23 protein-coding genes and 2 pseudogenes are annotated in these 22,220 nt (G+C 72.9%); 4 read left to right on the top strand and 21 right to left on the bottom strand.

The features are described from left to right. Positions 1–10 precede the first annotated feature (10 nt). Complete coding sequence (locus IH50_RS0126790) at positions 11–1,447, bottom strand: PLP-dependent aminotransferase family protein (protein ID WP_030867501.1); 1,437 nt, start codon at positions 1,445–1,447, stop codon at positions 11–13. Between IH50_RS0126790 and IH50_RS38035 the strand changes: the two are divergent. Together IH50_RS38035 and IH50_RS42755 are read left to right on the top strand one after the other, a co-directional pair. Next, positions 1,446–2,360, top strand: a pseudogene (locus IH50_RS38035) (DMT family transporter); the annotation flags it as partial. The gene IH50_RS0126790 and the pseudogene IH50_RS38035 overlap by 2 nt on opposite strands. A gap of 15 nt (positions 2,361–2,375) precedes the next feature. Further along, on the top strand, positions 2,376–2,570 hold the full coding sequence (locus IH50_RS42755) for a DUF1918 domain-containing protein (protein ID WP_234328246.1): 195 nt from the start codon (positions 2,376–2,378) through the stop codon (positions 2,568–2,570). A 1-nt stretch (position 2,571) separates the two neighbouring features. Here IH50_RS42755 and IH50_RS0126780 read toward each other — a convergent pair whose 3' ends face one another. Next, the gene (locus IH50_RS0126780) at positions 2,572–3,807 is read right to left on the bottom strand and encodes a glycoside hydrolase family 10 protein (RefSeq protein WP_420709122.1); all 1,236 of its coding nucleotides are present in this window, start codon (positions 3,805–3,807) and stop codon (positions 2,572–2,574) included. A gap of 169 nt (positions 3,808–3,976) precedes the next feature. On the opposite strand from IH50_RS0126780, the gene IH50_RS0126775 reads away from it, so the two are divergent. After that, entirely contained in the window at positions 3,977–4,837 is an 861-nt protein-coding gene (locus IH50_RS0126775; RefSeq protein WP_030867496.1) for a 3-hydroxybutyryl-CoA dehydrogenase, read from the top strand. Between the two features lie 92 nt (positions 4,838–4,929). Here the strand turns inward: IH50_RS0126775 and IH50_RS0126770 are convergent, their stop codons facing one another. The 18 genes and pseudogenes from IH50_RS0126770 to infC all read right to left on the bottom strand — a co-directional run bounded on the left by IH50_RS0126770 (position 4,930) and on the right by infC (position 20,683). After that, a complete protein-coding gene (locus IH50_RS0126770; protein WP_158801302.1) occupies positions 4,930–5,487 on the bottom strand; it encodes a hypothetical protein in 558 nt (185 codons plus the stop codon). Between the two features lie 47 nt (positions 5,488–5,534). Then, complete coding sequence (locus tag IH50_RS0126765; protein WP_030867492.1) at positions 5,535–5,831, bottom strand: hypothetical protein; 297 nt, start codon at positions 5,829–5,831, stop codon at positions 5,535–5,537. 151 nt (positions 5,832–5,982) lie between these two features. Beyond that, positions 5,983–6,276, bottom strand: coding sequence for a hypothetical protein (locus IH50_RS0126760; protein WP_030867491.1), 294 nt, complete (start codon positions 6,274–6,276; stop codon positions 5,983–5,985). Positions 6,277–6,296: 20 nt separating this feature from the next. After that, on the bottom strand, positions 6,297–6,551 hold the full coding sequence (locus IH50_RS0126755) for a hypothetical protein (protein WP_030867489.1): 255 nt from the start codon (positions 6,549–6,551) through the stop codon (positions 6,297–6,299). A gap of 182 nt (positions 6,552–6,733) precedes the next feature. Next, positions 6,734–7,351 (bottom strand): annotated as a pseudogene (locus tag IH50_RS0126750) (N-acetylmuramoyl-L-alanine amidase); the annotation flags it as partial. A 167-nt stretch (positions 7,352–7,518) separates the two neighbouring features. Then, the gene (locus IH50_RS0126745; RefSeq protein ID WP_030867485.1) at positions 7,519–7,722 is read right to left on the bottom strand and encodes a hypothetical protein; all 204 of its coding nucleotides are present in this window, start codon (positions 7,720–7,722) and stop codon (positions 7,519–7,521) included. A gap of 5 nt (positions 7,723–7,727) precedes the next feature. Continuing rightward, positions 7,728–8,423 carry an AfsR/SARP family transcriptional regulator gene (locus IH50_RS0126740; protein ID WP_234328241.1) on the bottom strand — a complete coding sequence of 232 codons (696 nt, stop codon included), beginning with the start codon at positions 8,421–8,423 and terminating at the stop codon, positions 7,728–7,730. A 253-nt stretch (positions 8,424–8,676) separates the two neighbouring features. Further along, positions 8,677–9,042: a hypothetical protein gene (locus IH50_RS0126735; RefSeq protein ID WP_030867480.1), complete on the bottom strand. Its 366-nt coding sequence runs from the start codon at positions 9,040–9,042 to the stop codon at positions 8,677–8,679. Between the two features lie 318 nt (positions 9,043–9,360). Then, the gene (locus IH50_RS0126730) at positions 9,361–9,906 is read right to left on the bottom strand and encodes an NUDIX hydrolase (protein ID WP_030867478.1); all 546 of its coding nucleotides are present in this window, start codon (positions 9,904–9,906) and stop codon (positions 9,361–9,363) included. Between the two features lie 145 nt (positions 9,907–10,051). After that, complete coding sequence (locus IH50_RS0126725) at positions 10,052–11,392, bottom strand: hypothetical protein (RefSeq protein WP_030867473.1); 1,341 nt, start codon at positions 11,390–11,392, stop codon at positions 10,052–10,054. 252 nt (positions 11,393–11,644) lie between these two features. Then, entirely contained in the window at positions 11,645–12,754 is a 1,110-nt protein-coding gene (locus tag IH50_RS0126720; protein ID WP_030867472.1) for a PP2C family protein-serine/threonine phosphatase, read from the bottom strand. 461 nt (positions 12,755–13,215) lie between these two features. Continuing rightward, positions 13,216–15,729 carry a phenylalanine--tRNA ligase subunit beta gene (gene pheT, locus IH50_RS0126715; protein WP_030867467.1) on the bottom strand — a complete coding sequence of 838 codons (2,514 nt, stop codon included), beginning with the start codon at positions 15,727–15,729 and terminating at the stop codon, positions 13,216–13,218. Then, on the bottom strand, positions 15,729–16,850 hold the full coding sequence (pheS, locus tag IH50_RS0126710; protein ID WP_030867464.1) for a phenylalanine--tRNA ligase subunit alpha: 1,122 nt from the start codon (positions 16,848–16,850) through the stop codon (positions 15,729–15,731). Before pheS ends, pheT begins: the two co-directional genes overlap by 1 nt. Before the next feature lie 141 nt (positions 16,851–16,991). Then, positions 16,992–18,128, bottom strand: a complete 1,137-nt coding sequence (locus IH50_RS0126705) for a sensor histidine kinase (RefSeq protein ID WP_030867463.1) — start codon at positions 18,126–18,128, stop codon at positions 16,992–16,994. Positions 18,129–18,219: 91 nt separating this feature from the next. Further along, entirely contained in the window at positions 18,220–19,068 is an 849-nt protein-coding gene (locus IH50_RS0126700; protein WP_030867460.1) for a TrmH family RNA methyltransferase, read from the bottom strand. Between the two features lie 187 nt (positions 19,069–19,255). Continuing rightward, a complete protein-coding gene (rplT, locus tag IH50_RS0126695) occupies positions 19,256–19,639 on the bottom strand; it encodes a 50S ribosomal protein L20 (protein WP_004933571.1) in 384 nt (127 codons plus the stop codon). A gap of 97 nt (positions 19,640–19,736) precedes the next feature. Further along, positions 19,737–19,931, bottom strand: a complete 195-nt coding sequence (gene rpmI / locus IH50_RS0126690; RefSeq protein WP_004933563.1) for a 50S ribosomal protein L35 — start codon at positions 19,929–19,931, stop codon at positions 19,737–19,739. Between the two features lie 110 nt (positions 19,932–20,041). Continuing rightward, positions 20,042–20,683: a translation initiation factor IF-3 gene (gene infC / locus IH50_RS0126685; protein ID WP_073933682.1), complete on the bottom strand. Its 642-nt coding sequence runs from the start codon at positions 20,681–20,683 to the stop codon at positions 20,042–20,044. 395 nt (positions 20,684–21,078) lie between these two features. Here infC and IH50_RS0126680 point away from each other — a divergent pair, with 395 nt between their 5' ends. Then, a complete protein-coding gene (locus tag IH50_RS0126680; protein ID WP_030867455.1) occupies positions 21,079–21,477 on the top strand; it encodes a DUF1844 domain-containing protein in 399 nt (132 codons plus the stop codon). A gap of 4 nt (positions 21,478–21,481) precedes the next feature. Here the strand turns inward: IH50_RS0126680 and IH50_RS0126675 are convergent, their stop codons facing one another. Beyond that, the gene (locus tag IH50_RS0126675; RefSeq protein WP_030867452.1) at positions 21,482–22,213 is read right to left on the bottom strand and encodes an SseB family protein; all 732 of its coding nucleotides are present in this window, start codon (positions 22,211–22,213) and stop codon (positions 21,482–21,484) included. Positions 22,214–22,220 lie beyond the last annotated feature (7 nt).

Below are 22,220 nucleotides of genomic sequence, written 5' to 3'. Positions count from 1 at the left end.
CGTCGACCCCTTATCCCAGCACCTCGTCCCAGGCGGCGCGCAGCCGCCGTACGCCCTCGGTGATCTCCCCGGTGCCGGCCACCGCCGCGAAGCTCAGGCGGAGGTGGCCGGCCGGGGGTTCGGCGCTGAAGTAGGGGCGGCCGGGGGTGACGGCGACGCCCGCGCGCAGGGCGGCGGCGGTCAGGGCGGACTCGGACGTGCCGTCGGGCAGCCGGGGCCACAGGTGGTAGCCGCCGGAGGGGATGTGCGGCAGGGCGAGTCCGGGCAGGTGGAGGCGGAGCGCGGCGGTCATCGCGTCCCGGCGGGCGCGCAACGCCACCGAGATCGCGCGCAGATGGCGCGGCCAGGCGGCCGAGCCGACGAGCTCCAGGGTGGCCTCCTGGAGGGGCCGGGGCACGAAGAAGGTGTCGACGACCTGGATGGCCCGCAGCCGTTCCAGGACCGGGCCGTGCGCGGCGAGCGCGCTCACCCGGAAGCTGGGCGAGGTCGCCTTGGTCAGCGAGGAGACGTGCACCACCACCCCGTCGGGGTCGTCGGCGGCCAGCGGGCGCGGCAGCGGGCCCGCGTCCTCGTGCACCAGCCGTCGCACGAAGTCGTCCTCGACCACGAAGGCGCCCGCCTCGCGGGCGATGCGCAGCACCTCGCCGCGCCGCTCGGGGGCGAGCACGGCGCCGGTGGGGTTCTGGAACAGCGGCTGGCAGACGAAGACGCGGGCGCCGGTCGCGCGGAACGCGTCCGCGAGCAGTGCGGGCCGTACGCCGTCCGCGTCCACCGGGACGGGCACCGGGCGCAGTCCGGCGGCGCGGGCGATGGCGAGCATGCCGGGGTAGGTGGGCGACTCGACGAGGACGGGGGCGCCCGGCGGGGCGAGTGCGCGCAGGGCGGTGGTCAGCGCGGACTGTCCGCCCGCGGTGACCAGCACGCCCGCCGCCGTGACCGGCCCGCCGACGCTGCGCGCGAACCACTCGCGCAGTTCGGGCAGCCCTTCCATGGGCGGCCGTCCCCAGGCGCCCGGCCGGCGTCCGGCGCGGGACAGTGCCGCCGCCATGGCCCGCTCGGGCTGGAGGGAGGGGTGCAGATAGCCGCCGTTGAACTCGATCACCCCGGGCGGCGGGGCGGCCAGCGAGACCAGCACCCCGGAGGCGTCCACCGAGCGCGGTACGAGGTCGGGGGCGCCGTCGGCGCTGAGGGCGACCTCCTGCCAGGAGGTGTCCCCGGCGGGCGCGGCCGTCGCCCGGGGCCGCGCCCGGAAGGCACCGGCGCCGGGCCGGGTGACCACCAGGCCCTCGGCGGCGAGCTGTGCCAAGGCCCGGGAGACGGTCACCGGACTCACCCGGAACCGCTCCACCAGGGCCCGACTGGAGGGGAGCTTTCCACCGGGAGAGTAGCGGTCCAGCTCCCTCCGCAACTGTTCCGCCAGTTCATCGACGCTGCTACGCTCATGCATGAGAGCACAGAGTAGCGCTACCACCACATCGCCGATAGCAGTCGCCGCCCCCCGCGACCGCCGCGGCCTCGGCACCCTCCAGGCCGCCCTCGGCGTGATCGCCTTCTCCCTCACCTTCCCGGCCACCGCCTGGGGTCTCGAAGGCTTCGGGCCCTGGTCGCTGGTGGCCGTGCGCAGTGTGCTCGCGGCGTTCATCGCCGGCGGCTGTCTGCTCGCGCTGCGCGTGCCGCCGCCGGACCGGAAGCACTGGCCCGGACTCGCGGTGGTCGGCGCGGGGGTGGTGCTCGGCTTCCCGATGCTGACCACCCTGGCGCTGCGGACCTCGACCACCGCGCACGCGGCCGTCGTGGTGGGCCTGCTCCCCCTGACCACAGCGCTGCTGTCCGCCCTGCGCGTCGGCTCCCGCCCCTCGCGCGCCTTCTGGACGGCGGCCCTCGCCGGGGCCGCCGCCGTCGTGGCGTTCACGGTGCAGCAGAGCGGCGGCGCGCTGACCGCGGCCGACCTGTACCTCTTCGCCGCGCTGCTGGTGTGCGCGGCCGGCTACACCGAGGGCGGCAGGCTGGCCCGGGTGATGCCGGGCTGGCAGGTGATCGGCTGGGCGCTGATCCTGTGCCTGCCGCTCACCCTGCCCGTCGCCGCGGTCGCGCTGAGCGTCGAACCGGTGGAGCTGACCGCCCACAGCGTGACCGGACTGCTGTGGGTGGCGGCGGGCTCCCAGTTCCTCGGGCTGATCGTCTGGTACCGGGGCATGGCGGCCATCGGCATCCCCAAGGCCAGCCAGTTGCAGCTGGCCCAGCCGCTGCTCACACTGGTGTGGTCGGTGCTGCTGCTGAACGAGCAGCTGACGGTGGCCGCCCCGCTGACGGCTGCGGCTGTGCTCGTGTGCATCGCCGTCACCCAGCGGGCACGCGGTGGAGAGGAGGCCCCGATGCGCGCAACCGAGGGTGACCAGCTTGTCCAGCACGGCAGGGTGGTCGGCCAGCACGACAAGGTCGGAGAGATCGTCGAAGTGATGGGCCAGGAAGGGAACCCGCCCTACCGCGTCCGCTTCCAGGACGGACACGAGGGCGTGTGCTCGCCGGGCCCCGACACCGAGATCCGGCACAAGGCCCCACAGCACTAGATCAGCGCGGGGGGTTCGCCGGCCGCCGGTAGTGGTCGGCGACCACCCGCGCCATCGCCCCGACCGGGTCGGCCGTCACCTCACGGGCGGCGAAGAAGACGTGCCCGCGCACCTCGGGGTGCTCGGCGGCCAGCGTGAGGTGGCGGGAGAGTTCGGCCGGGTCCCGCCAGGCCGCGGGCTGGGCCGGGTCACCCGCCTTGTAGAGGGCCTCCCCCACGTACAACCGGGTCCCGGAGCCCCGGACGACCTCGGCCCACCAGGGCAGCAGCTCGGCGTAGTCGGCGGCGGCGAAGCCGATGTTCCAGTACAACTGCGGGCAGATGTAGTCGATCCAGTTCTCCCGGGCCCACCGGCGGGTGTCGGCGTGCAGGTCGTCGTACGTCTGCACGCCCGCGTGCGTGGCGGAGCCCCGCTCGTCCACGTCGGCGTTGCGCCACACGCCGAAGGGGCTGATGCCGAAGCGGGTGCCGGGCCGGATCTCCCTGACCCCGGCGGCCGTCTCGCGCACCAGCCGGTCGACGTTGTCCCGCCGCCAGGCCGCCCGGTCCGGGAAGCCGCCGCCGTGGGTGTCGTAGGCGAGGTCGTCGTCGAAGGTCTGCCCGGCCACCGGATACGGGTAGAAGTAGTCGTCGAAGTGGACCGCGTCGACGGGGTAGCGGCGCACCGCGTCGAGCATCGCCTCCCGGACGAAGGCGCGGACCTCGGGCAGGCCCGGGTTGTAGTAGAGCCTGCCGCCGTACGGGACGGTCCAGCCGGGGTTCCGGCGGGCGGGGTGGGAGGCGGTGAGCCGGCCGGGATCGGTGTGCATAGCCACGCGGTACGGGTTGAACCAGGCGTGCAGTTCCAGACCGCGGGCATGGGCCTCCGCGACGGCCGTGCCGAGCGGGTCCCAGCCGGGATGGGCGCCCTGGGTGCCGGTGAGGTACCGCGACCACGGCTCGTACGGTGAGGGCCACAGCGCGTCGGCGGTGGGCCGCACCTGGAGGATCACGGTATTGAGGCGGTCGCGGACGGCCGCGTCCAGGTGGCCGAGCAGTTCGGCGCGCTGCCGCGCGGCGCTCAGCCCCGGCCGGGAGGGCCAGTCCCGGTTGGTGACGGTGGCCACCCACATGCCCCGCATCTCACCGGCCGCCGCGTCCGGCACCGCGCGCCGCGGCGGCGCGGCCGACGCCCGCGGCACCGTCGCCAGCGCGGCCACCGCCGCCGTCGCGAACATCCTGCGTGACACCCGCCCCATCGCGCCCTCCCCTGGAACACCGGCGACCCCCTGGCCGGATGCGGTCCCGCGCCCAGGATGCCCCACCCCCGCGATCGATCATCGATACTTCGGAGTAACGTGCACGGACGGAGCAGGACCCGGGACCCGGCGACCTGCCACGGCCACAAGCAGGAGCGAAAGGACCGATGTGACCGACATCGAACGCGTCGGAGTGGTGGGCTGCGGTCAGATGGGTGCGGGGATCGCCGAGGTGTGCGCCCGGGCCGGACTGGACGTCAAGGTCGCCGAGACCACCGGCGAGGCCCTGGAGATCGGCCGCACCCGGCTGTTCAACTCCCTGTCGAAGGCGGCCGAGCGCGGCAAGATCTCCGCGGAGGAGCTGGAGTCCACGCAGGCCCGGCTGAGCTTCACCACGGACCTCGGCGAGTTCGCCGACCGTGACCTGGTGATCGAGGCCGTGGTCGAGAACGAGCAGGTCAAGACCGAGATCTTCCAGGTCCTCGACCAGGTGGTGACCCGGCCGGACGCGATCCTGGCCTCCAACACCTCCTCCATCCCGCTGGTGAAGCTGGCGGTCGCCACCTCGCGGCCCGACCACGTCATCGGTATCCACTTCTTCAACCCGGCCCCGGTGCAGAAGCTGGTCGAGCTGATCCCGGCCCTGACCACCTCCGAGGGCACGCTGAGCCGGGCCCAGGTCTTCGCCGAGAAGGTGCTGGGCAAACACGCGATCCGCGCCCAGGACCGCTCCGGCTTCGTGGTGAACGCGCTGCTGATCCCGTACCTGCTCTCCGCGATCCGGATGTTCGAGTCGGGCATCGCCAGCCGTGAGGACATCGACAACGGCATGGAGATGGGCTGCGCCCACCCGATGGGCCCGCTGAAGCTGTCCGACCTGATCGGCCTGGACACGGTGGCCTCGGTGGCGTACTCGATGTACGAGGAGTACAAGGAGCCGCTGTACGCCGCTCCCCCGCTGCTCCAGCGCATGGTCGACGCGGGCCGGCTGGGCCGCAAGTCCGGCTCGGGGTTCTACACTTACGGCTGACACGGCGGCCGTGGGCCCGGTCCGGGGGTTCCGGGCCGGGCCCACGGCCGTTCCCGTCGGCCGACGGCTACTCGTCGCTCACGGCTTGTTCTTCACGACGCTTTGCTGTCGCACTCGTCCGATTTCTCGACCTCCTCGGTGAAGGAGACGATCAGACGCTTCATGGCGTCGGCGTCCCTGTGGCCGGAACCGTAGGCCTGGATCCCGGTGTAGAGATCCTGCTTGTACTTCTCGTCGACGCAGTTCTCCGTCTTGCCGAACGCCTGCCAGCCGGAATACACGTACCGCCCCTCGTCCGCGGTCTCCTCCACCCGCTCGAGGGTCTGGCTGCGGAGGAAGTACGCCGTGTCATGACCGCCCTGCCACCATTTCTGGACCGTTCTGACGGCGAGCTTCCCGTCCACGGACACGTCGCACCAGATCGACGCGGGGTTGACCTCGGGCTCGGCGGAGAGCTTCTTCCCCGGCGGGAGGAACGGGGTGAGTTCCTCGGCGTCGACGCGTATGCCGCAGAGAGTGTCCGGCACGGAGTAGTCCCGGGTCTCTTCGTCGGCGCCGCATCCCGTGACCGTGGGGGCCACGACGGCGAGAACGACGGCGGCGAGCACAGGACCGGGGCGTGGTCCGGGAACCGGTCGACGGCGGGTCATGGTGGTACCTCTCGGGAGCTGCTCGGTATCCGGGGGCGGCGACTTGGTCAGGACGTTGTCCGGCTGCCCGGGGCACGGCCGTCGACGATCGCCCGGGCGTTGGAGAGGTCCCGCTGGTCGACGCTGAGGTCACCCGCCTTGTCGGGCGTCGTCGGGGCCGAGCCCGGGCCGGAGTCGCCGGGGTACTGGCCGAGCTGCGTCTGCGTCGCGCCGCCCTGTCGGCGTTCCATCGCCCCGGCCTTCAGTCGGTCCCGCTCGTCCCACGCCACCGACCTGCTCCTCCACCCCTCGAAGTCCCTCGTCGGCAGCCCGCTGAACGGCCCCGGGGCCGCCAGCGTAGTCATTTCGTCCTGAAGTTCGGAACTGCGGCCCCGGGTCTCCGCAGAACATGCTCCGGAGCCGGAGCCGTCGGCCGGCCTCCTCATCCCGTCGGCAGGCCTTCTCTCCCGACCGCCCTTGGATGACCGCCGTTGCGACTCCGGCCGGGCGAAAACCCTAGGACCTGCGATCGGCCATCGCCGCCCAGAAGCGGCGCAGTTCCCGGACACGCATGCTGACCCAGTAGGGCGTCCCCCTGAAGTGGATCCCGGACAGCAGGGCCTGCTGCTGGAGGCAGAAGGGTTCGCGGAGCTCGGCCCGGAGCCACACGCCCTGCGGCGGGTAGGGGCAGAACTTGAACTTGCAGGTGGGCAGGCAGGTGGTACCCGGTGCCGGCGGGGCCGAGGTGCCGACCGTCAACTCGGGGTGGAGCGGGGTCCGGTCCTCGGTGACGCAGGGCGGAAGCGACATGCCGGGACGATTCCACTTCCTCAGCCGCTCCTCGATGTGACGACCAGGATCACGGCCAGCTCTCCGCAGATCTTCGTCGCAGTGGCGTAGGAACTCCACCTGCGCCATTTCCTGGGCCGGGTGATGCCGCGGTGGGCCTCCAGACGGGTGAGCAGCCTGTGCCAGTGACAGCGGAAGGCCTGTCCGCCCCTGGCGCTCGTCCGCTTCAGCGGGCCCCTCTTCCGTGTGTTGCGCGGCCGTGTCTTTCCCGGCACGTGCCGGACGATCTGCACCATCGTGTCTCTTCCTCCCGGGATTCGGCCGGAGCCGGCGCCCGTGGCGAGGGGGGATCGTGCGCACCGTCCCCGAAGGGGTGTCCGTGAACCGCGGCCCGCCGTTCGCGCCCCTTCGTGCCCGGTCGGCACCGCCCCGCGGAGCCGTCGGTGCGGTGGGCGCCGCCAAAGGCGCCGGGACCCTACGGGGTGGGGGAGGTTCCGGTCAGGGCGGCGCCCAGACGGTTCCTGATCCGGCCGCGCATCGAGGCCATGGTGAAGCCCTCGGGATCGATCTTGCCGGGCTGCCACTCCCGGTGGCCGATCACGCTGCGCTCGGTCCAGCCGTGGGCCCGGCAGACGGCGGCGGCCGCCCTCTCGATCGCCTCCAGCTGCGCCTCGGGCCAGGGGTCGATGCCGTTACCGAGGTTGATCGCCTCGAAGCCGTAGAAGTGCCGGTTGCCGTCGGTGTTGGCCTCGTTGTCGGGGGGCAGGGCGGTCTCGTCGATCACCGCGCGCAGGACGTCGTCGTCGCCGAGTCCCGCGTGGTTGGCGCGGCCGTTGCCGACCAGGTGGACGGTGCCGTCCTTGGCGATGACCCCGTGACACAGGGGCCCGGGCAGGGTGGAGTGGCCGTCGTAGCACAGCTCGACGCTGTTCTTCGTGCCGGTGGTGACCGTGTGGTGGACCATCACCCCGTGGACGGGGCCCCAGGGCCCCTTGTGGTTGCGGTTGTGGGTGCGCCACGACCGGTGCTCGACGACGATGAGCCCTTCGGCGCGCAGCGAGTCGAGGAGCCGGTCCGCGGACATGGGGACGGCCATGGCTCTCCTCCTTGGGAGCGGGGTGCGCGGGAGGTCACCTCGGCGGAAGGCGTCCCGCCGGGGGCCCGGAAGGTCCTGAACCGGGTTCCTCCGGCGCGGTGGACTACGAGTGTTCCGGGTGGTGCGTCACCGCCGTGTGACGGCCGCGTGGTCCCGGCCCCGGCCGGTCACCCCCCGTCGGGGTCGGTGAGCATTCCCTCCAGCCATTCCCGGACCGTCCGGCACACGGCGTCGACCCGGACGAGCGTCATGCTGCGCTCGGCTCCGGAGACGATGTCGTCGGTCAGGCGGACGTGCGCCCGCAGGGGCTGGGCGGAGCCTTCTTCCACCCAGACCCGGATGATCATCACGCCGGTGCCCGATGCGGCCATGCCCCTCACCGTCCAGGCGGGCCGTCACCGTGGCGTGACCGGGTGAGGCCGGCGACCAGCCGGCGCAGCCGCTCGGTCGGCTCCAGCCCGAGTTCGTCGTGCAGGCGCCGCGCATGGCGGACGTAGGCGTGGAAGGCCTCGGAAGGGTTTCCCTCCGCCAGGTGGGCCCGGACCAGACACACCTGGCCGCTCTCGCGCAGCGGATCGGCGTGCACGGCCGCCTGCGCGGCGGTGACGGCCTCGGCGTACCGTCGCGCCGTGATCAGCCGTCCGGCCAGTGTCTCCAGGGCGTGCAGCCGCAGTTGCCGCCAGTCCTCCGCTTCCAGCAGCGCCCAGTCGTCGTACCAGCCGGGCAGCAGGTCGGCGGAGAGGACGTCGACCATGTCCAGGACGGACCCGGGGAGCCGGCCGGCGTCGGCGGGGGCGAGGATGCGGTGGGCGGTCCTGCGGGCGTCGTGGAGGTCGACGGTGGTGCCGCGCGCCAGGCGTACCTCGGCCGGGCCGATCTCCAGGGCCCGCCGCCCGGCGTGGTGCATGCGCGCCAGGGCCGAACGGAGGCTGGCGTGCGCACCGTGCTCGGACGACTCCGGCCACAGCGTGCCCGCGATCAGGGGGCGGGGGACCGCCGCCCTGCAGCACAGGGCGACGAACGCCAGCACCCGCTCCGACCCTCCGGGGACGGCTTCGGGCTCCCCGCTCACCCAGAGTCCGAAGCCTCCCAGGACACCGATGCGCACCCCGGTCCCGGCCCGCCCGGAGGCCGCGGAAGCGGAAGGGACCGGAAGGGCCTGCCGCGGCGCCCTCGGGCCGGCCGCGCCGTGACCGTCCCCGCCTCCCGGCCGCCCCTGCCAGGACGCTGCCCCCGGTCGCGGGTTCCCCGTGTGCTCCCCGCTCCCTGTGCTCCGCTCCCCGCCACGCCCTGTCGGGCCTCCCGCGAGGGCGGGCGCCGGCCGGTCAGGGAACGCACCGCACGAAGGCATGGGACCGCGGGAAGGAAGTGATGCGGTGAGCGCGGACGACGCCCCCGGCGCGGTCGGAGGGGACTTCGTCCCCTGTGGCCTGTTCGACGTAACCGGTGCGGTCGCACCCGGCGCACGTGGCCGGGCCGACGCGGCCGTCGGCGTTCTCTGCCCCCTGGAGGGCGAGCACGTCCGCGTGGATCTCACGCACCGCCGCTCCGGTGTCCGGCTTCCGGGACCGGCTCCGCTCGACGCTCCGAACGCACGTGTCCGCGGCAGCGGGGGCGGCACCGTCCTCGAACCGCCCTTGGGCGAAGGGGTTCTTGACGTCGAAGGCGGCCGACCGCGGCGTTGTGGACACGGGCCCTCCCACGATCACGGACTCGGCACCGCCGGAACCGGTGGTGGAGGGCGTACTCGCGTCAGGGTGTCCGAGGCCTGGTGCCGCCCGCCTGCCCTGGTCCACGGGCACGCCCACGGAGTCCTACGAACAGTCTCCGCCTGCCACGGGACCGCGGCAAGGCAGGGACGTTCCGTCAGCGCGGTCCGGGCACCCCGGTCACCGGCGTGCACGACGGGTGGTCGCGGGCCAAAACCGTCGGGCGGAACCGGCCGACCGCGTCCGGGCAGCGGTTCCGGGCCCGCGGTGGTCGTCCCTCGTGCGGGCGCCGGGGCCGGCTCAGGGCGTGGCGTCCTGGCCGAGCCGGAGGTGGTGCAGCAGGAGTAATGCCGCCGCCATGCCGGCGGCCGGGACCTCGCCGGCGGCGACCAGGTCGGGGACCACTTTCAGGGGCACCCACTCCCGGCGGTCCGACTCGAAGTCGTCCACGGGGTGCCCGACGTACTCGCCCTCGCCGGACCAGTAGACGTGGTGCCGGGCGTCGGTGAGGCCGTTGGAGGGCTCCACGGTCATCAGGTGGTGCAGCGGTCCCGGCCGCCAGCCGGTCTCCTCCTCCAGCTCCCGCGCGGCGGCCCCGGCGATGTCCTCGCCGTCCTCGACCACTCCGGCCGCGAGTTCCCATCCCCAGCTGTCGGTGATGAAGCGGTGGCGCCACAGCAGGAGGACCTCGTCGGCCTCGTTGACCACCGTGGCCACGGCGACGGGCCGCAGCCGGATGAGGAAGTGGTCGAGATGCCGGCCGTCCGGCAGCTCGACATCCGCGAGATTGACGCTGAACCAGCGGTTTGAGTACACAGCCTGTTCGTTTCGCTTCACCCACTGCACGGTTCTGCCACCTTCCGACGGGTAGGGGGCAATATCGCAGCAGCGGCGGCCCGGCAGGCAGGCGCACGGGAGGCAGCCCAGGGCGCAGCGGCGGGCGCGGCGGAAGCGCGCGGCCGGGCACGGGGAGCCGTGGGCCGCGCCCGTGCTACAGCGGTACGCGCAACGCTCCGTCGATGAGTTCGGCCGCCTCGGCGGTGCCCGCGCAGCCGCTGCGGACGAGGTGCTCGCGCACCTCGCGCAGTCTGTCCCGCAGCCGCTGCGACTCCATTCCCCGGGCCTGCTCGGCCATCCGCACCGCGACGGCCACCGCCTTGTCGGCGTTCCCCTGGCGCAGTTCGATGGTGCTCAGCATGGCCAGCCGGTGCACCCGGCCCCGGTCGTGCGCGGGGTTGTCCACGGCCGCCGCCGCGTGCTCCCCGGCCGCCGCCAGCTCGCCGAGGCTGAGCAGCGCCTCCGCCACCTGGACGTTGACCAGGCCGGGCTGGACATAGCCGGTCTCGTCGGGCTCGGTTCCGCGCCGGATCCGCTCGGCGGCCCGCTCGGCCCGCCGGATGCAGGACAGCGCGCTGCCGCCGTCGCCGAGGTGCGCGTACGCCTTGGCCTGCATCGCGTACAGGTCGGAGGCGAGGGCCGGGGTGATGTCTGTGCCGGCGGCGCGCAGCGCGGCCTCCGCGAAGGCGACGGCCTGCCGGTACTCCCGCAGGTACAGCGACTGGTTGACGAGCAGCGCGATCACATAGGCGCCGAGCCCCCGGTCCCCGCTGGCCTTCGCCAGGCGCAGCGCCTGGTGGAAGTAGCGCTGGGCGAGGCCGTGCGCGTCGGAGTCGTACGCGCAGATGCCGGCGACCGCCACCAGGCCGCCGGTGGCGCGGTGCAGTTGGCGGCCGGTGGCGTCGGTGTAGCGGCCGCGCAGCAGCGGGGCGGCCTCGGTGGTGAGGAAGCCGACGATCCGGGCGCGGGTCGCGACGCCGCCGGCCTTGCGGTACATCTGCTCGTAGTGGGTGCGGGCGGCACGCAGCATGTCGAGGTCGCCGGGGGTGACCCGGTGCCGGCCGCCACGGGAGACGTCCACGTCCTCGGGCGGGTTCTCCCACTCCCATACGGGCATGACGGCGGGCGTGCCGGTGACGGCGGGGGCACCGAGTATGTGCGGGCGCCGCTGCTGGTCGGAGCGCCACAGCGCGGTGGCCCGCTCGACGAACCCGGAGAGCGAGCCGGTGTGCGGGACGGACGGCTCGCCGGGCACGCCGAGGCCGATGTCGTCGAGGGTGACCTGGCGGTGCAGCCGGGCGGCGAGCACCTCGCAGATCAGGTCGGGCACCTGTCCCCGGGGCCGCTGTCCCTTCAGCCAGCGCGCCACGGCGGTGTGTTCGTAGCGGAGCGACAGGCCGCGCGCCCGTCCGGCCTGGTTGACGTGGGCGGCCAGGCCCGCGTGCGAGATCCCGGCCTCGTCGAGGATCGCGTCGAGCAGAGAATTGGGCTGCATTCAGGGCCCCCCGGTGGCTCGGTGCCGGACAGAGTAGTGGCCGCGCGTTCACACGGGGTGTGAAGGGAGTGCTCGAATCCGCAGTGTGCGCGCGCTGTCGCCGAACGTGTCCGGCCGGTTGACTGAAATGCCTCGAAAGAGGCCGGCCGGGCCGTCGGCTCCCCCTCGTACAGTGCGACGGCCCGTTCCACGCCGTCCGCCCTGCCGCCTGCCCGACACTCCGTGGCGGGGCGGACGGCGTGGTGCCGCCGGTCATGCCGGGGACTGGAGGTGGGTCGTCGAGTGCGGTTGCGCGGTGGCCGGCCACGTGGTGGCGTGCGGTTCCGTGGGGGTGCCTCCCACCTGCCGCTCGTTCCTCAGGATCAGCAACGCCACGTCGTCCTTCGGCGGGCCGGCGGTGTGCCGCAGCAGTGCCGTGAGGACCGTGCGCAGTACGGACCGGGGGGTGAGCGGGTGCTCGCGCGCGGCCTCGGTGAGGACGTCCCGCAGCGGGAAGAACCGGCCCTCGGTGTCCCGTGCCTCCTCGGCTCCGTCCGTGTACAGGACGAGCGCGTCGCCGGGCGGCAGGGGCCCGCAGGGCACGACGGGGAGTTCGGCCGGCAGCGGGAACGGGCCGAGCGGCGGGAGCGGATCGGTGCGGGCGAGCGGTTCGGCCCGTGCGCCGGTCAGCAGATACGGCCAGGGGTGGCCGCAGTTCAGGGCCCGTACACCCCCGTCCGGGAGGACCTCCAGCAGCAGGACGGTGACGAACTCCTCGCCGGGCGGGCCGTCCTGGGCGGCGCCCGCCGGGTCGTGCCCGCCGCGGGCCCGCTCCCGCAGGTGCCGGTCCATCGCCCGCTCCAGCCGGCGCAGCACACCGGCGAGTTCGGCCTCGTCGTGGGCGGCCTCGCGGAAGCTGCCGAGGACGGCGGCGACGGTCGTCACGGCTCCGAGCCCGTGGCCGCGGACGTCGCCGATGACGGCCCGTACGCCGTGCTCGGTGGCGACCACCTCGTACAGGTCGCCGCCGATCCGGGCTCCGGGGTCGGCGGAGAGGTGGACCGCGGCGGCGGCCAGGCCGTCGACCCGCGGGGGCGGAGGCCGCAGCAGCGCGCCTTGCGCGGCCTCCGCGGCCCGGCGGACCAGCCGCAGCTCGCGCAGCAGCCGGCGCCGGACGTGCATCACCAGGCCGGTGACAATCGCGCACATCACGGCGCTGCTGACGAGGCGCGCGCCGAGGGCTTCGTCGTAGGCGAGCGGGCAGGTCAGCCGGTAGGCGACCGCGGTGGCGCCCAGGGCGGTGGGCACCGCGAGGGTGGGTACCCGTGAGGACAGGAACCGGGGTGGCACCCTGCGGGGAGCCCCAGGCTTGAAACGGATCATGCCGATGGCCCCCCATATAGGCCCGGACAGCGCAGACCGGCCTCGAGAGGCCGGTCTGATTCTGTCTACCGTGTGGCCTGATCCGGACGTATCGGCCCGAATAGTCACCCGAACGAGTGAGGTGACCGGTGGGGTGAGGGGAACGGGGGGCGTGGGAGGCGTGCTGTGCGCCTCCCACGCCCCCCGTTTCCGGTGGTTATCGGCCCCCCGTGGGCCGGCCTCTGTGCGGTTGTCCTCGTGGGCGGCTGGGGGCTTTTGTGTTTTCGCCCCCGCCGCCCCTTCCCGTCCCGTCCCCGGGGGCTGCGCCCCCGGACCCCCTTTGTCCTCAAACGCCGGACGGGCTGATGGTGCCGGACGGGCTGAGAGTGGCGGACAGGCCGGGAGTGGCGGACGGGCCGGGAGTGGCGGGCGGGCCGGGAGTGGCGGGCGGGCTGATTGGGCTGGGCGGGCCGAAGTGGGTGCTAGCCCCTCAGGACCGCTCCGGTGCGGTCGCCCGCCAGGGTGACCGCCGATTCCCGGGCCGCCGAGGCCTCGTCGACGGTCAGGGTGCGGTCGGTCGCGCGGAAGCGGAGCGCGTAGGCCAGGGACTTGCGGCCCTCGCCGAGCTGCTCGGCGTTCTCGTACACGTCGAACAGGCGGATGGACTCCAGCAGTTCACCGGCGCCCTCGCGCAGTGCCGCCTCGACGTCCGAGGCGGGCACGAACGCGTCGACGACCAGCGCGACGTCCTGCGTGGCGACCGGGAAGGTGGAGATGCCCGGCGCCTGCGGGGTGTCGTCGCCGACCTGCTCCAGGGCGTCCAGGTCCAGCTCCATCGCGCAGCTGCGCGCGGGCAGGCCCAGGGTCTTCAGGACGCGCGGGTGCAGCTCGCCGGCGTGGCCGATGATCCGGTCCTCGCCGTCGACGGTGATCGTCAGCTCGGCGCAGCGGCCCGGGTGCCACGGCCCGTACTGGCCCTTGCGGACGCCCAGTTCGGCGCCGGCCTCACGGGCGACGGTCCGGGCGGCCTCCACCGCGTCGGCCCAGTCGGCCGCGCGGCCCTTGCCCCACCAGCCGGCCTGCTCACGGGCGCCGGCCAGCACGACGGCGACGTGCCGCGGCTGGTCGGGCAGCGCGGCGTCCAGCGCGGCGATGTCGGCCTCGCTGGGGCGACGGTCGACGGGCAGGTTCGCGGCGACCCGCTGCTCCTCGCGCGGCCGGAAGACCAGGCCGGTCTCGAACAGCGCGAGGTCGTGCGAGCCCCGGCCGTCGTTGCGGCGCAGCGCGCCGAGCAGGCCCGGCAGCAGCGAGGTGCGCAGCGCGGGCTCCTCGTCGTTGAGCGGGTTGACCAGCTTGACGACGCGGCGGGCCGGGTCGTCGGTGTCCAGGCCGAGCTGGTCGAAGACCTGCTCGCTGACGAACGGGTAGTTCAGCGCCTCGACGTAACCGGCCCCGGCCAGGGCCCGGCCGATCCGGCGGTGCAGGCGCTGGCGGGCGGTGAGGCCCCGGCCGGCCGGCGGCCTGGGCAGTGTGGAGGGCAGGTTCTCGTAGCCCTCCAGCCGGATGACCTCTTCGGCCAGGTCGTTGGCGTCGGTGAGGTCGGGCCGCCAGGACGGCACGGTGACGATCAGCTCGTCCTGGCCGTACACGTCGCAGCCGACCTCCTGGAGGCGGCGTACGACGGTCTCCCGGCCGTAGGTCACACCGGCGACCTTGTCCGGGTGGTCGGCGGGGACGGTGATGGTGTGCGGCGCGGTCGGGGCGATGACCTCGGTGACGCCGGCCTCGGCGGTGCCGCCCGCGAGCAGCACCAGCAGGTCGACGGTGCGCTGCGCGGCGGCCGCGGTGGCCTGCGGGTCGACGCCGCGCTCGAAGCGGCGGGACGCCTCGGAGGACAGCTTGTGCCGGCGGGCGGTGCGCGCGATGGACACCTGGTCGAAGTGGGCGGCCTCGATCACCACGTCGCCGGTCGACTTCTCGAGGTCGTCGTGGTCGGCGATCTCCGTGTCCGCGCCGCCCATGACGCCCGCGAGACCGATGGGGCCGCGGTCGTCGGTGATGACGAGGTCCTCGGCGTGCAGCTTCCGCTCGACGCCGTCGAGGGTGACGATCTTCTCGCCCTCCTCGGCCCGGCGCACGCCGATGGTGCCCTGGACCAGGGAGCGGTCGTAGGCGTGCAGCGGCTGGCCGAGCTCCATCATCACGTAGTTGGTGACGTCGACGGCGAGCGAGATCGGGCGCATGCCGACCTTCTGCAGCCGGCGCTTCAGCCAGATCGGGGAGCGCGCCTCGGGGCTGAGGCCGGTCACCGTGCGGGCGGTGAAGCGGTCGCAGCCGACCGGGTCGGAGACCTTCACCGGGTGGCCGAAGGCGTTGGGGCCCGGCACGTCGAGGAGGGCCGGGTCGCGCAGCGGCAGGCCGTAGGCGATGGCGGTCTCGCGGGCGACGCCGCGGATGGACAGGCAGTCGCCGCGGTTGGCGGTGACGGCGATGTCCAGGACCTCGTCGACCAGTTCGAGGAGCTCGATGGCGTCCTTGCCGACCTCGGTCTCCGGCGGCAGCACGATGATGCCGTGAGTGCCGTCGTCGCCCATGCCCAGCTCGTCGCTGGAGCAGATCATGCCGTGGGACGTCTTGCCGTAGGTCTTGCGGGCGCTGATCGAGAAGCCGCCGGGCAGGGTGGCGCCGGGGAGGACCACGACGACCTTGTCGCCGACGGCGAAGTTGCGGGCGCCGCAGACGATCTCCTGCGGCTCACCGGTGCCGTTGGCCTGGCCGACGTCGACCGTGCAGAAGCGGATCGGCTTCTTGAAGCCTTCCAGCTCCTCGATGGTCAGCACCTGGCCGACGACGAGGGGGCCCTTGAGGTCGGCGCCGAGGTGCTCGACGGTCTCGACCTCGAGTCCGGCCGAAATGAGCTTGGCCTGTACGTCACGGCCGGTCTCCGTCGCCGGCAGGTCGACGTACTCCCGCAGCCAAGAAAGCGGGATCCGCATCAGATCTCCATCCCGAACGGCCGGGTGAACCGGACGTCACCCTCGACCATGTCTCGCATGTCCTCGACGTTGTGGCGGAACATCAGCATCCGCTCGATGCCGAACCCGAAGGCGAAGCCGCTGTACTTCTCCGGGTCGACGCCGCAGGCGGTGAGCACCCGCGGGTTGACCATGCCGCAGCCGCCCAGCTCGATCCAGCCCTCGCTGGAGCAGGTGCGGCAGGGCCGGTCGGGGTTGCCGACGGACGCGCCCTTGCAGACGTAGCAGAGCATGTCCATCTCGGCGCTCGGCTCGGTGAAGGGGAAGAAGTTCGGCCGCAGCCGGGTCTTCATCTCCGCGCCGAACAGCGACTGGACCATGTGGTCCAGGGTGCCCTTGAGGTCCGCCATGGTCAGGCCCTCGTCCACGGCGAGCAGCTCGACCTGGTGGAAGACGGGGGTGTGCGTGGCGTCCAGCTCGTCGGTGCGGTACACCCGGCCGGGGCAGATCACGTAGACCGGCAGCTCGCGGTCGAGCAGGGAGCGGATCTGCACGGGCGAGGTGTGGGTGCGCAGCACGACACCGGACTCGGTGCCGCCCTGCGGGCCCTGCACGAAGAAGGTGTCGGCCTCGCCGCGGGCCGGGTGGTCCGGGCCGATGTTGAGGGCGTCGAAGTTGAACCACTCGGCCTCGACCTGGGGGCCCTCGGCGACCTCGTAGCCCATGGCCACGAAGATGTCCTCGATGCGCTCCGAGAGCGTGGTGAGCGGGTGGCGGGCGCCGGCCGGGACGCGGTCGTAGGGCAGCGTGACGTCCACGGCCTCCTCGACCAGGACGCGCGCGTCGCGCTCGGCCTCGAGTTCGGCCTGGCGGGCGGCGAGGCCCTTGTTCACGGCACCGCGCGCCTGCCCGACGCGCTTACCGGCGTCGGCCTTGGCGTGCGGCGGCAGGGCGCCGATCTCGCGGTTGGCCAGCGACAGCGGGGAGGTGCCGCCGGTGTGGGCGACCTTGGCCTCCTGGAGCGCGTCGAGGGAGTCCGCGGCGGCGAAGGCGGCGAGCGCCTCGTCCCGCATGCGCTCGATCTCTTCCGGTTTCAACGCCTCGACCTCGACAGGGTCGTACGACTTATTCGGTGCCGACATCTCTTCCCGTGCTTCCGATTGGCTGGCTGATGGTCCCCGTACCGACTCGTGGACAGTGCGTCACGGTTCTCGGGACACAAAGGTGCCAATGGCCGAGTCTAACGGTGCCGGGGTGGGCGAATGCGCCCGTGGGGCCGGATCTCAGGTGAGATACGCGGGGGCCGCCACGGGCAACGTAAATCGGAACTGCGCGCCGCCGCCGGGGGCGCGTCCGACCGTGATGGTGCCGCCGTGGGCCTCGACGATGCCCTTGACGATGTACAGCCCGAGGCCCGTCCCGCCGCGCTTGCTGCCCCGCCAGAAGCGGGTGAAGACGCGGTTCATGGACTCCTCCGGAATGCCGGGCCCCTCGTCGCTCACCGTGACCGACGTGCCGGTGTCCTCCCGCTCGCGCGGGGACGCCGAGGGCGTGATGTCGATGGTGACAGTTCCCTCGCCGTGGCGCACCGCGTTTTCCAGCAGGTTGCTGAGCACCTGGTCGACCTTGTCGGGGTCGGCCCACAGGCCGGGCAGCGGGTGCTGCACGCGGAGCAGGAACCGGTCGGCCTGCTGTCCGGCGGCGACGTAGGCCTGGATGTGCCGTCCGACGGCGGCCCCGATGTCGACGGGCTGGCGGCGCACCTCCAGGCGCCCGGAGTCGATGCGGGATATGTCGAGCAGCTCAGCGATGAGCCGGGTGACCCGGTCGGCGTCGGCGTCGACGGTCTCCAGCATCAGCCGTTTCTGGTCGTCGGTGAACCGCTCCCACTTGGCGAGCAGGGTGGCGGTGAAGCCCTTGACGGAGGTGAGCGGGGAGCGCAGTTCGTGGGCGACGGTGGCGATCAGCTCGGCGTGGCTGCGCTCGGTGCGGCGCCGGGCCTCGGTGTCGCGCAGGGTGACGACGACGCGGCGGACGGGGCCGGTGGGTTCGGCGCGGACATAGCGGGCGGAGACGAGGACCTCGCGGCCGCCGGGGAGCAGCAGGTTGCGTTCGGGCTGGCGGACGCGGATGGCGAGGCCGCCGTAGGGGTCGGTGAGCTGCCACCAGCGGCGGCCCTCCAGGTCCTCTAACGGCAGGGCGGTCTCCAGCCGCTGTCCGAGGGCCTGCCCGGCGGGGACGGCCGTGATGCGGACGGCCGCCGCGTTGAAGCAGATCACCCGTCCGTGCTCGTCGGCGACGACGAGTCCGTCGGGCAGCTGGTCGGGGTCGAGGCCGAGTTCGGCGAGATCACCGGGCCGGGGCGCGGGCGGGCGCGCCGCCCGCTGTGCTCCCGGTGCGCTGCTCGTGCCGACGCTCATCCCCGTACCCCACCTCTCGAACGTCTTCGGGGCGCCCCGTGCTCGAGTCCTGCCGAGAGCTTGGGGGAGGGTCCCCGAGCTGGTCACCCTACTAGTTCCCGGTGACGGAACGGCACCCTCCGGCGGCGCGCTGTGCACGTGCCGACGCGTAGAGACATACGGCGGCGGCGGTGGCGAGGTTCAGGCTCTCCGCCTTTCCGTGGATGGGGACGCGGACGACGGCGTCGGCGAGGGCGCGGGTCTCCTCGGGCAGGCCCCAGGCCTCGTTGCCGAAGACCCAGGCGGTGGGCCCGCCCATGGTGCCCTTGTCGAGCTCGTCGTCGAGGTCCCGGTCGCCCGCGCCGTCGGCGGCGAGGAGGCGCACGCCCGCGTCCCGCAGTCCGCTCACGGCCCGTTCGACGGGGACGCCGACGGCGACGGGCAGGTGGAACAGGGAGCCGACGGAGGCGCGTACGGCCTTGGGGTTGTACAGGTCGACGGAGGCGTCGGTGAGGACGACGGCCTCGGCTCCGGCGGCGTCGGCGCAGCGCAGCACGGTGCCGGCGTTCCCGGGGTCGCGGACGTGTGCGAGGACGGCGACGAGCCTGGGCCGGGCGGCGAGGATCTCCTCGAACGGCGTGTCCAGGAACCGGCACACCCCGACGAGTCCCTGCGGGGTGACGGTGGTGGAGATGTCGGCGATGACGTCCTCGGAGGCGAGGTGGATCCGGGCGCCGGCGTCGCGGGCCCCGCCGATGATGTCGGCGTACCGCTCGGCGGCCTCGACGGTGGCGAACAGCTCGACGAGCGTGTCCCCGTGGCCGGCGGCCTCCCGCACGGCCTGCGGCCCCTCGGCGAGGAACAGCCGCTCCTTCCCCCGGAAGTTCCGCTTGCCGAGCCGCCGGGCGGCGGCGACACGGGAGGAACGGGGAGAGATCAGCTCGGGGCTGACGGGGGCCATTTTCTTCGTCACCTTCGGGAGTACTCGACACGCGGCCGTGCGGCTTCCCCAGGGGCGCGGGGAACTGCGCGACCGGCCACAACGGACCCGCGGCCGAACGGCGGCCGACGAACCGAACAACAGGACCCGCAAGCTTTCAAGCCTGCGGGTCCTGGAAACTCACGTCGGCTTCAAGCCAACGCAGTGCTCACGCGGCCTTCGGCGCGTTGACGTCGGCCGGAAGGGCCTTCTGCGCGACCTCGACCAGCGCCGCGAAGGCGGTCGCGTCGTTGACGGCCAACTCCGCGAGGATCTTGCGGTCGACCTCGACGTTCGCGGCCTTCAGGCCCTGGATGAAGCGGTTGTACGTGATGCCGTTGGCGCGGGCAGCGGCGTTGATGCGCTGGATCCACAGCTGGCGGAAGTCACCCTTGCGCTTCTTGCGGTCGTTGTAGTTGTAGACCAGCGAGTGGGTGACCTGCTCCTTGGCCTTGCGGTACAGGCGCGAGCGCTGACCGCGGTAGCCGGAGGCCTGCTCGAGGATCGCCCGGCGCTTCTTGTGGGCGTTGACTGCCCGCTTGACGCGTGCCACTTGTTAACTCCTTGTAGCGGGGCCGTGGTTGTCCTCACACGACCCGGTATCGATGGGGTCCCGGTCCTGCCGTACGGCGCTCAGTGGCGCCCGTACGTCACTTGCCGAGAAGCTTCTTGATCTTCGCGGCGTCGCCCGGGGCCATCTCGGCGTTGCCGGTGAGGCGACGCGTCACGCGGGACGACTTGTGCTCGAGCAGGTGGCGCTTGCCGGCGCGCTCACGGAGCACCTTGCCGGAGCCGGTGACCTTGAAGCGCTTGCTGGCACCGCTGTGCGACTTGTTCTTCGGCATAGCGCCGTTCTCTCCTCGTCGGTGGCGCTCCGGTGCCCGGTCTTGAGAACCGGGCACGGTGGAGCGTCGTACTTGTTTCGGTTGCTTCCTGGGGCTCACACCCCCGGGAGTCACGCCTCGGCAGGCTCCTCGGCCGGCTGGGCCTCGGCGTCCGCGGCGTTCTGCGACTTGCCGGGGTTGGCCTTCGCCTCCGCCTTGCGGGCTTCCTGCGCCTGGCGAGCCTCGGCCATCGCCTCGGTCTTCTTCTTGTGCGGACCGAGAACCATGATCATGTTGCGGCCGTCCTGCTTCGGGTTCGACTCCACGAAACCGAGGTCCTGGACGTCCTCCGCGAGACGCTGCAGCAGTCGGTAGCCGAGCTCCGGCCGGGACTGCTCGCGACCACGGAACATGATCGTGATCTTGACCTTGTCGCCCTGCTTGAGGAACCGGACGACGTGACCCTTCTTGGTGTCATAGTCGTGCGGGTCGATCTTCGGCCGGAGCTTCATCTCCTTGATGACCGTGTGCGCCTGGTTCTTGCGCGCCTCACGGGCCTTCATGGCCGACTCGTACTTGAACTTCCCGTAGTCCATGAGCTTGCACACGGGCGGACGGGCGTTCGCCGCGACCTCGACGAGGTCGAGGTCGTACTCCTGCGCAAGCTCCAGGGCCTTGGCAAGCGGGACAATCCCGACCTGCTCGCCGCTGGGACCGACAAGTCGCACCTCGGGAACGCGAATCCGGTCGTTGATGCGGGGCTCGGCGCTGATGGATCCTCCTCGGTAGCACCACGCGACGGTCTGGCGGACAGCCGCGTAACGTCTGTATGCGTAAGACCTAACCGCGCCGAAGCAGAAAAAATGCCCCGGACGATCACAGGCGGGGTTCCTCGAACTACCGGAACACCGCCACGGGGACCGCGGGGCGTGCTTTCGGGCGGATCGCCGCCTCGGGGACGGGACCGCCTGACCGGTGACCCGCCGCCCTGAGGGCGGCCAGGTGGGAGTTCGAAGCCTCCACTTGTGGGCCGGGCTCGCGTGCCGTGAGACATACGGGTCCGACCGGTCGTTACACAAGGTTAGCAGCTCCGGAAGGCGCGCGCTAACCGCGTGCCTCATGCCTCCTGCCGTCAAGGGGACACGCGTCTGCGCCTATCGTGTGGGGCATGAGTGACACCTCCCCCTCGGACACCCCCGAGTCCTCCGCGGACGCCCCCGAGACCTCCGGCAACCCCGACTTCGACGCCATGGCCCGCGACATCGCGGAGGTCCCGGCGGTCGAGGTGATCGTGACGGTCGCCGTCAACCTGATGAGCGCCGCCGCCGTGAAGCTCGGTCTGACCGAGGAGGGCGACACGTACAAGGACCTGGACGAGGCCCGCAAGCTGGTGCACGCGCTGGCCGGTCTGCTGGACGCCTCCGCGACGGAGATCAGCTCGTTCCACGCGGCACCGCTGCGCGACGGTCTGAAGTCGCTCCAGCTCGCGTTCCGCGAGGCCTCCCTGGTCCCGGACGAGACCGGCCAGGGCCCGGGCGAGAAGTACACCGGGCCGCTCTACGGCTAGGACGTCAGGGACGTACGTACAGGGGCTCGCCCGGAGGCGTGGTTCCGGCCGGCAGGACTGCCAGGTCGAGGCCGCGCACCAGGCGGGCCCTCAGTGTCTCGTCGGCGGCCAGCCGCTGGGCCACGGCGCGGGCGGCCTCCGCGGTGGGCGCGGCGGGGTCGAGGACGAGGGCGAGGGTGCCGTCGGCCTGTCCCGGCCCGAGGTGGGCGCGCAGCACGGCGGGCTCCGCGGCGACGGCGGCCCGTACGGCCTCGACGACGGCCGGGTCGGCGAGCGGGTCGGTGCTGGTGCGGCCCTCGGCGAGGGCGAGCAGCGCGGGGCCGGTCAGTTCGAAGGGCACGGGCCCGGCCAGGTCCAGGACGACCGTGTCCGCCTTCTCGTGCGCGGCGGCCTGCAGGGCCTGGTGCAGGGGGACGGCGACGGGGCGGGCCGCCGGGTCCCAGCGGGCGAGCGACTCGGTGGAGGTGAAGGCGGGCAGGGCGGTGCGCCCGCCGGCCTTCAGAGTCGGTACGGCCATGTCGCTGGTCTTCTCGCGGCGCAGCCCGTTCTCGTCCTCCTCCACCTCGCCGAGCAGGGCCACGACGGGGACGAGCAGCCGGGCGCCCTTGAGCGCCTCCAGGACGGGGCCGACAGCGTCGCCGTCCTCGGCCCAGGCGGCGAGCGCGGCGCTCAGCCGGGGGTCGGCGGAGCCGTCGTCGTCGCGGAACGGGGAGTCGGGAATGTTCTTGTTCGCCACGGTCACC

This window comes from Streptomyces sp. NRRL S-37, assembly GCF_000721605.1.
In the GTDB taxonomy this organism is placed as follows: domain Bacteria; phylum Actinomycetota; class Actinomycetes; order Streptomycetales; family Streptomycetaceae; genus Streptomyces.
The sequence above is the reverse complement of the archived record's forward strand: the minus strand, read 5'-3'. Positions and strand labels throughout refer to the sequence as shown.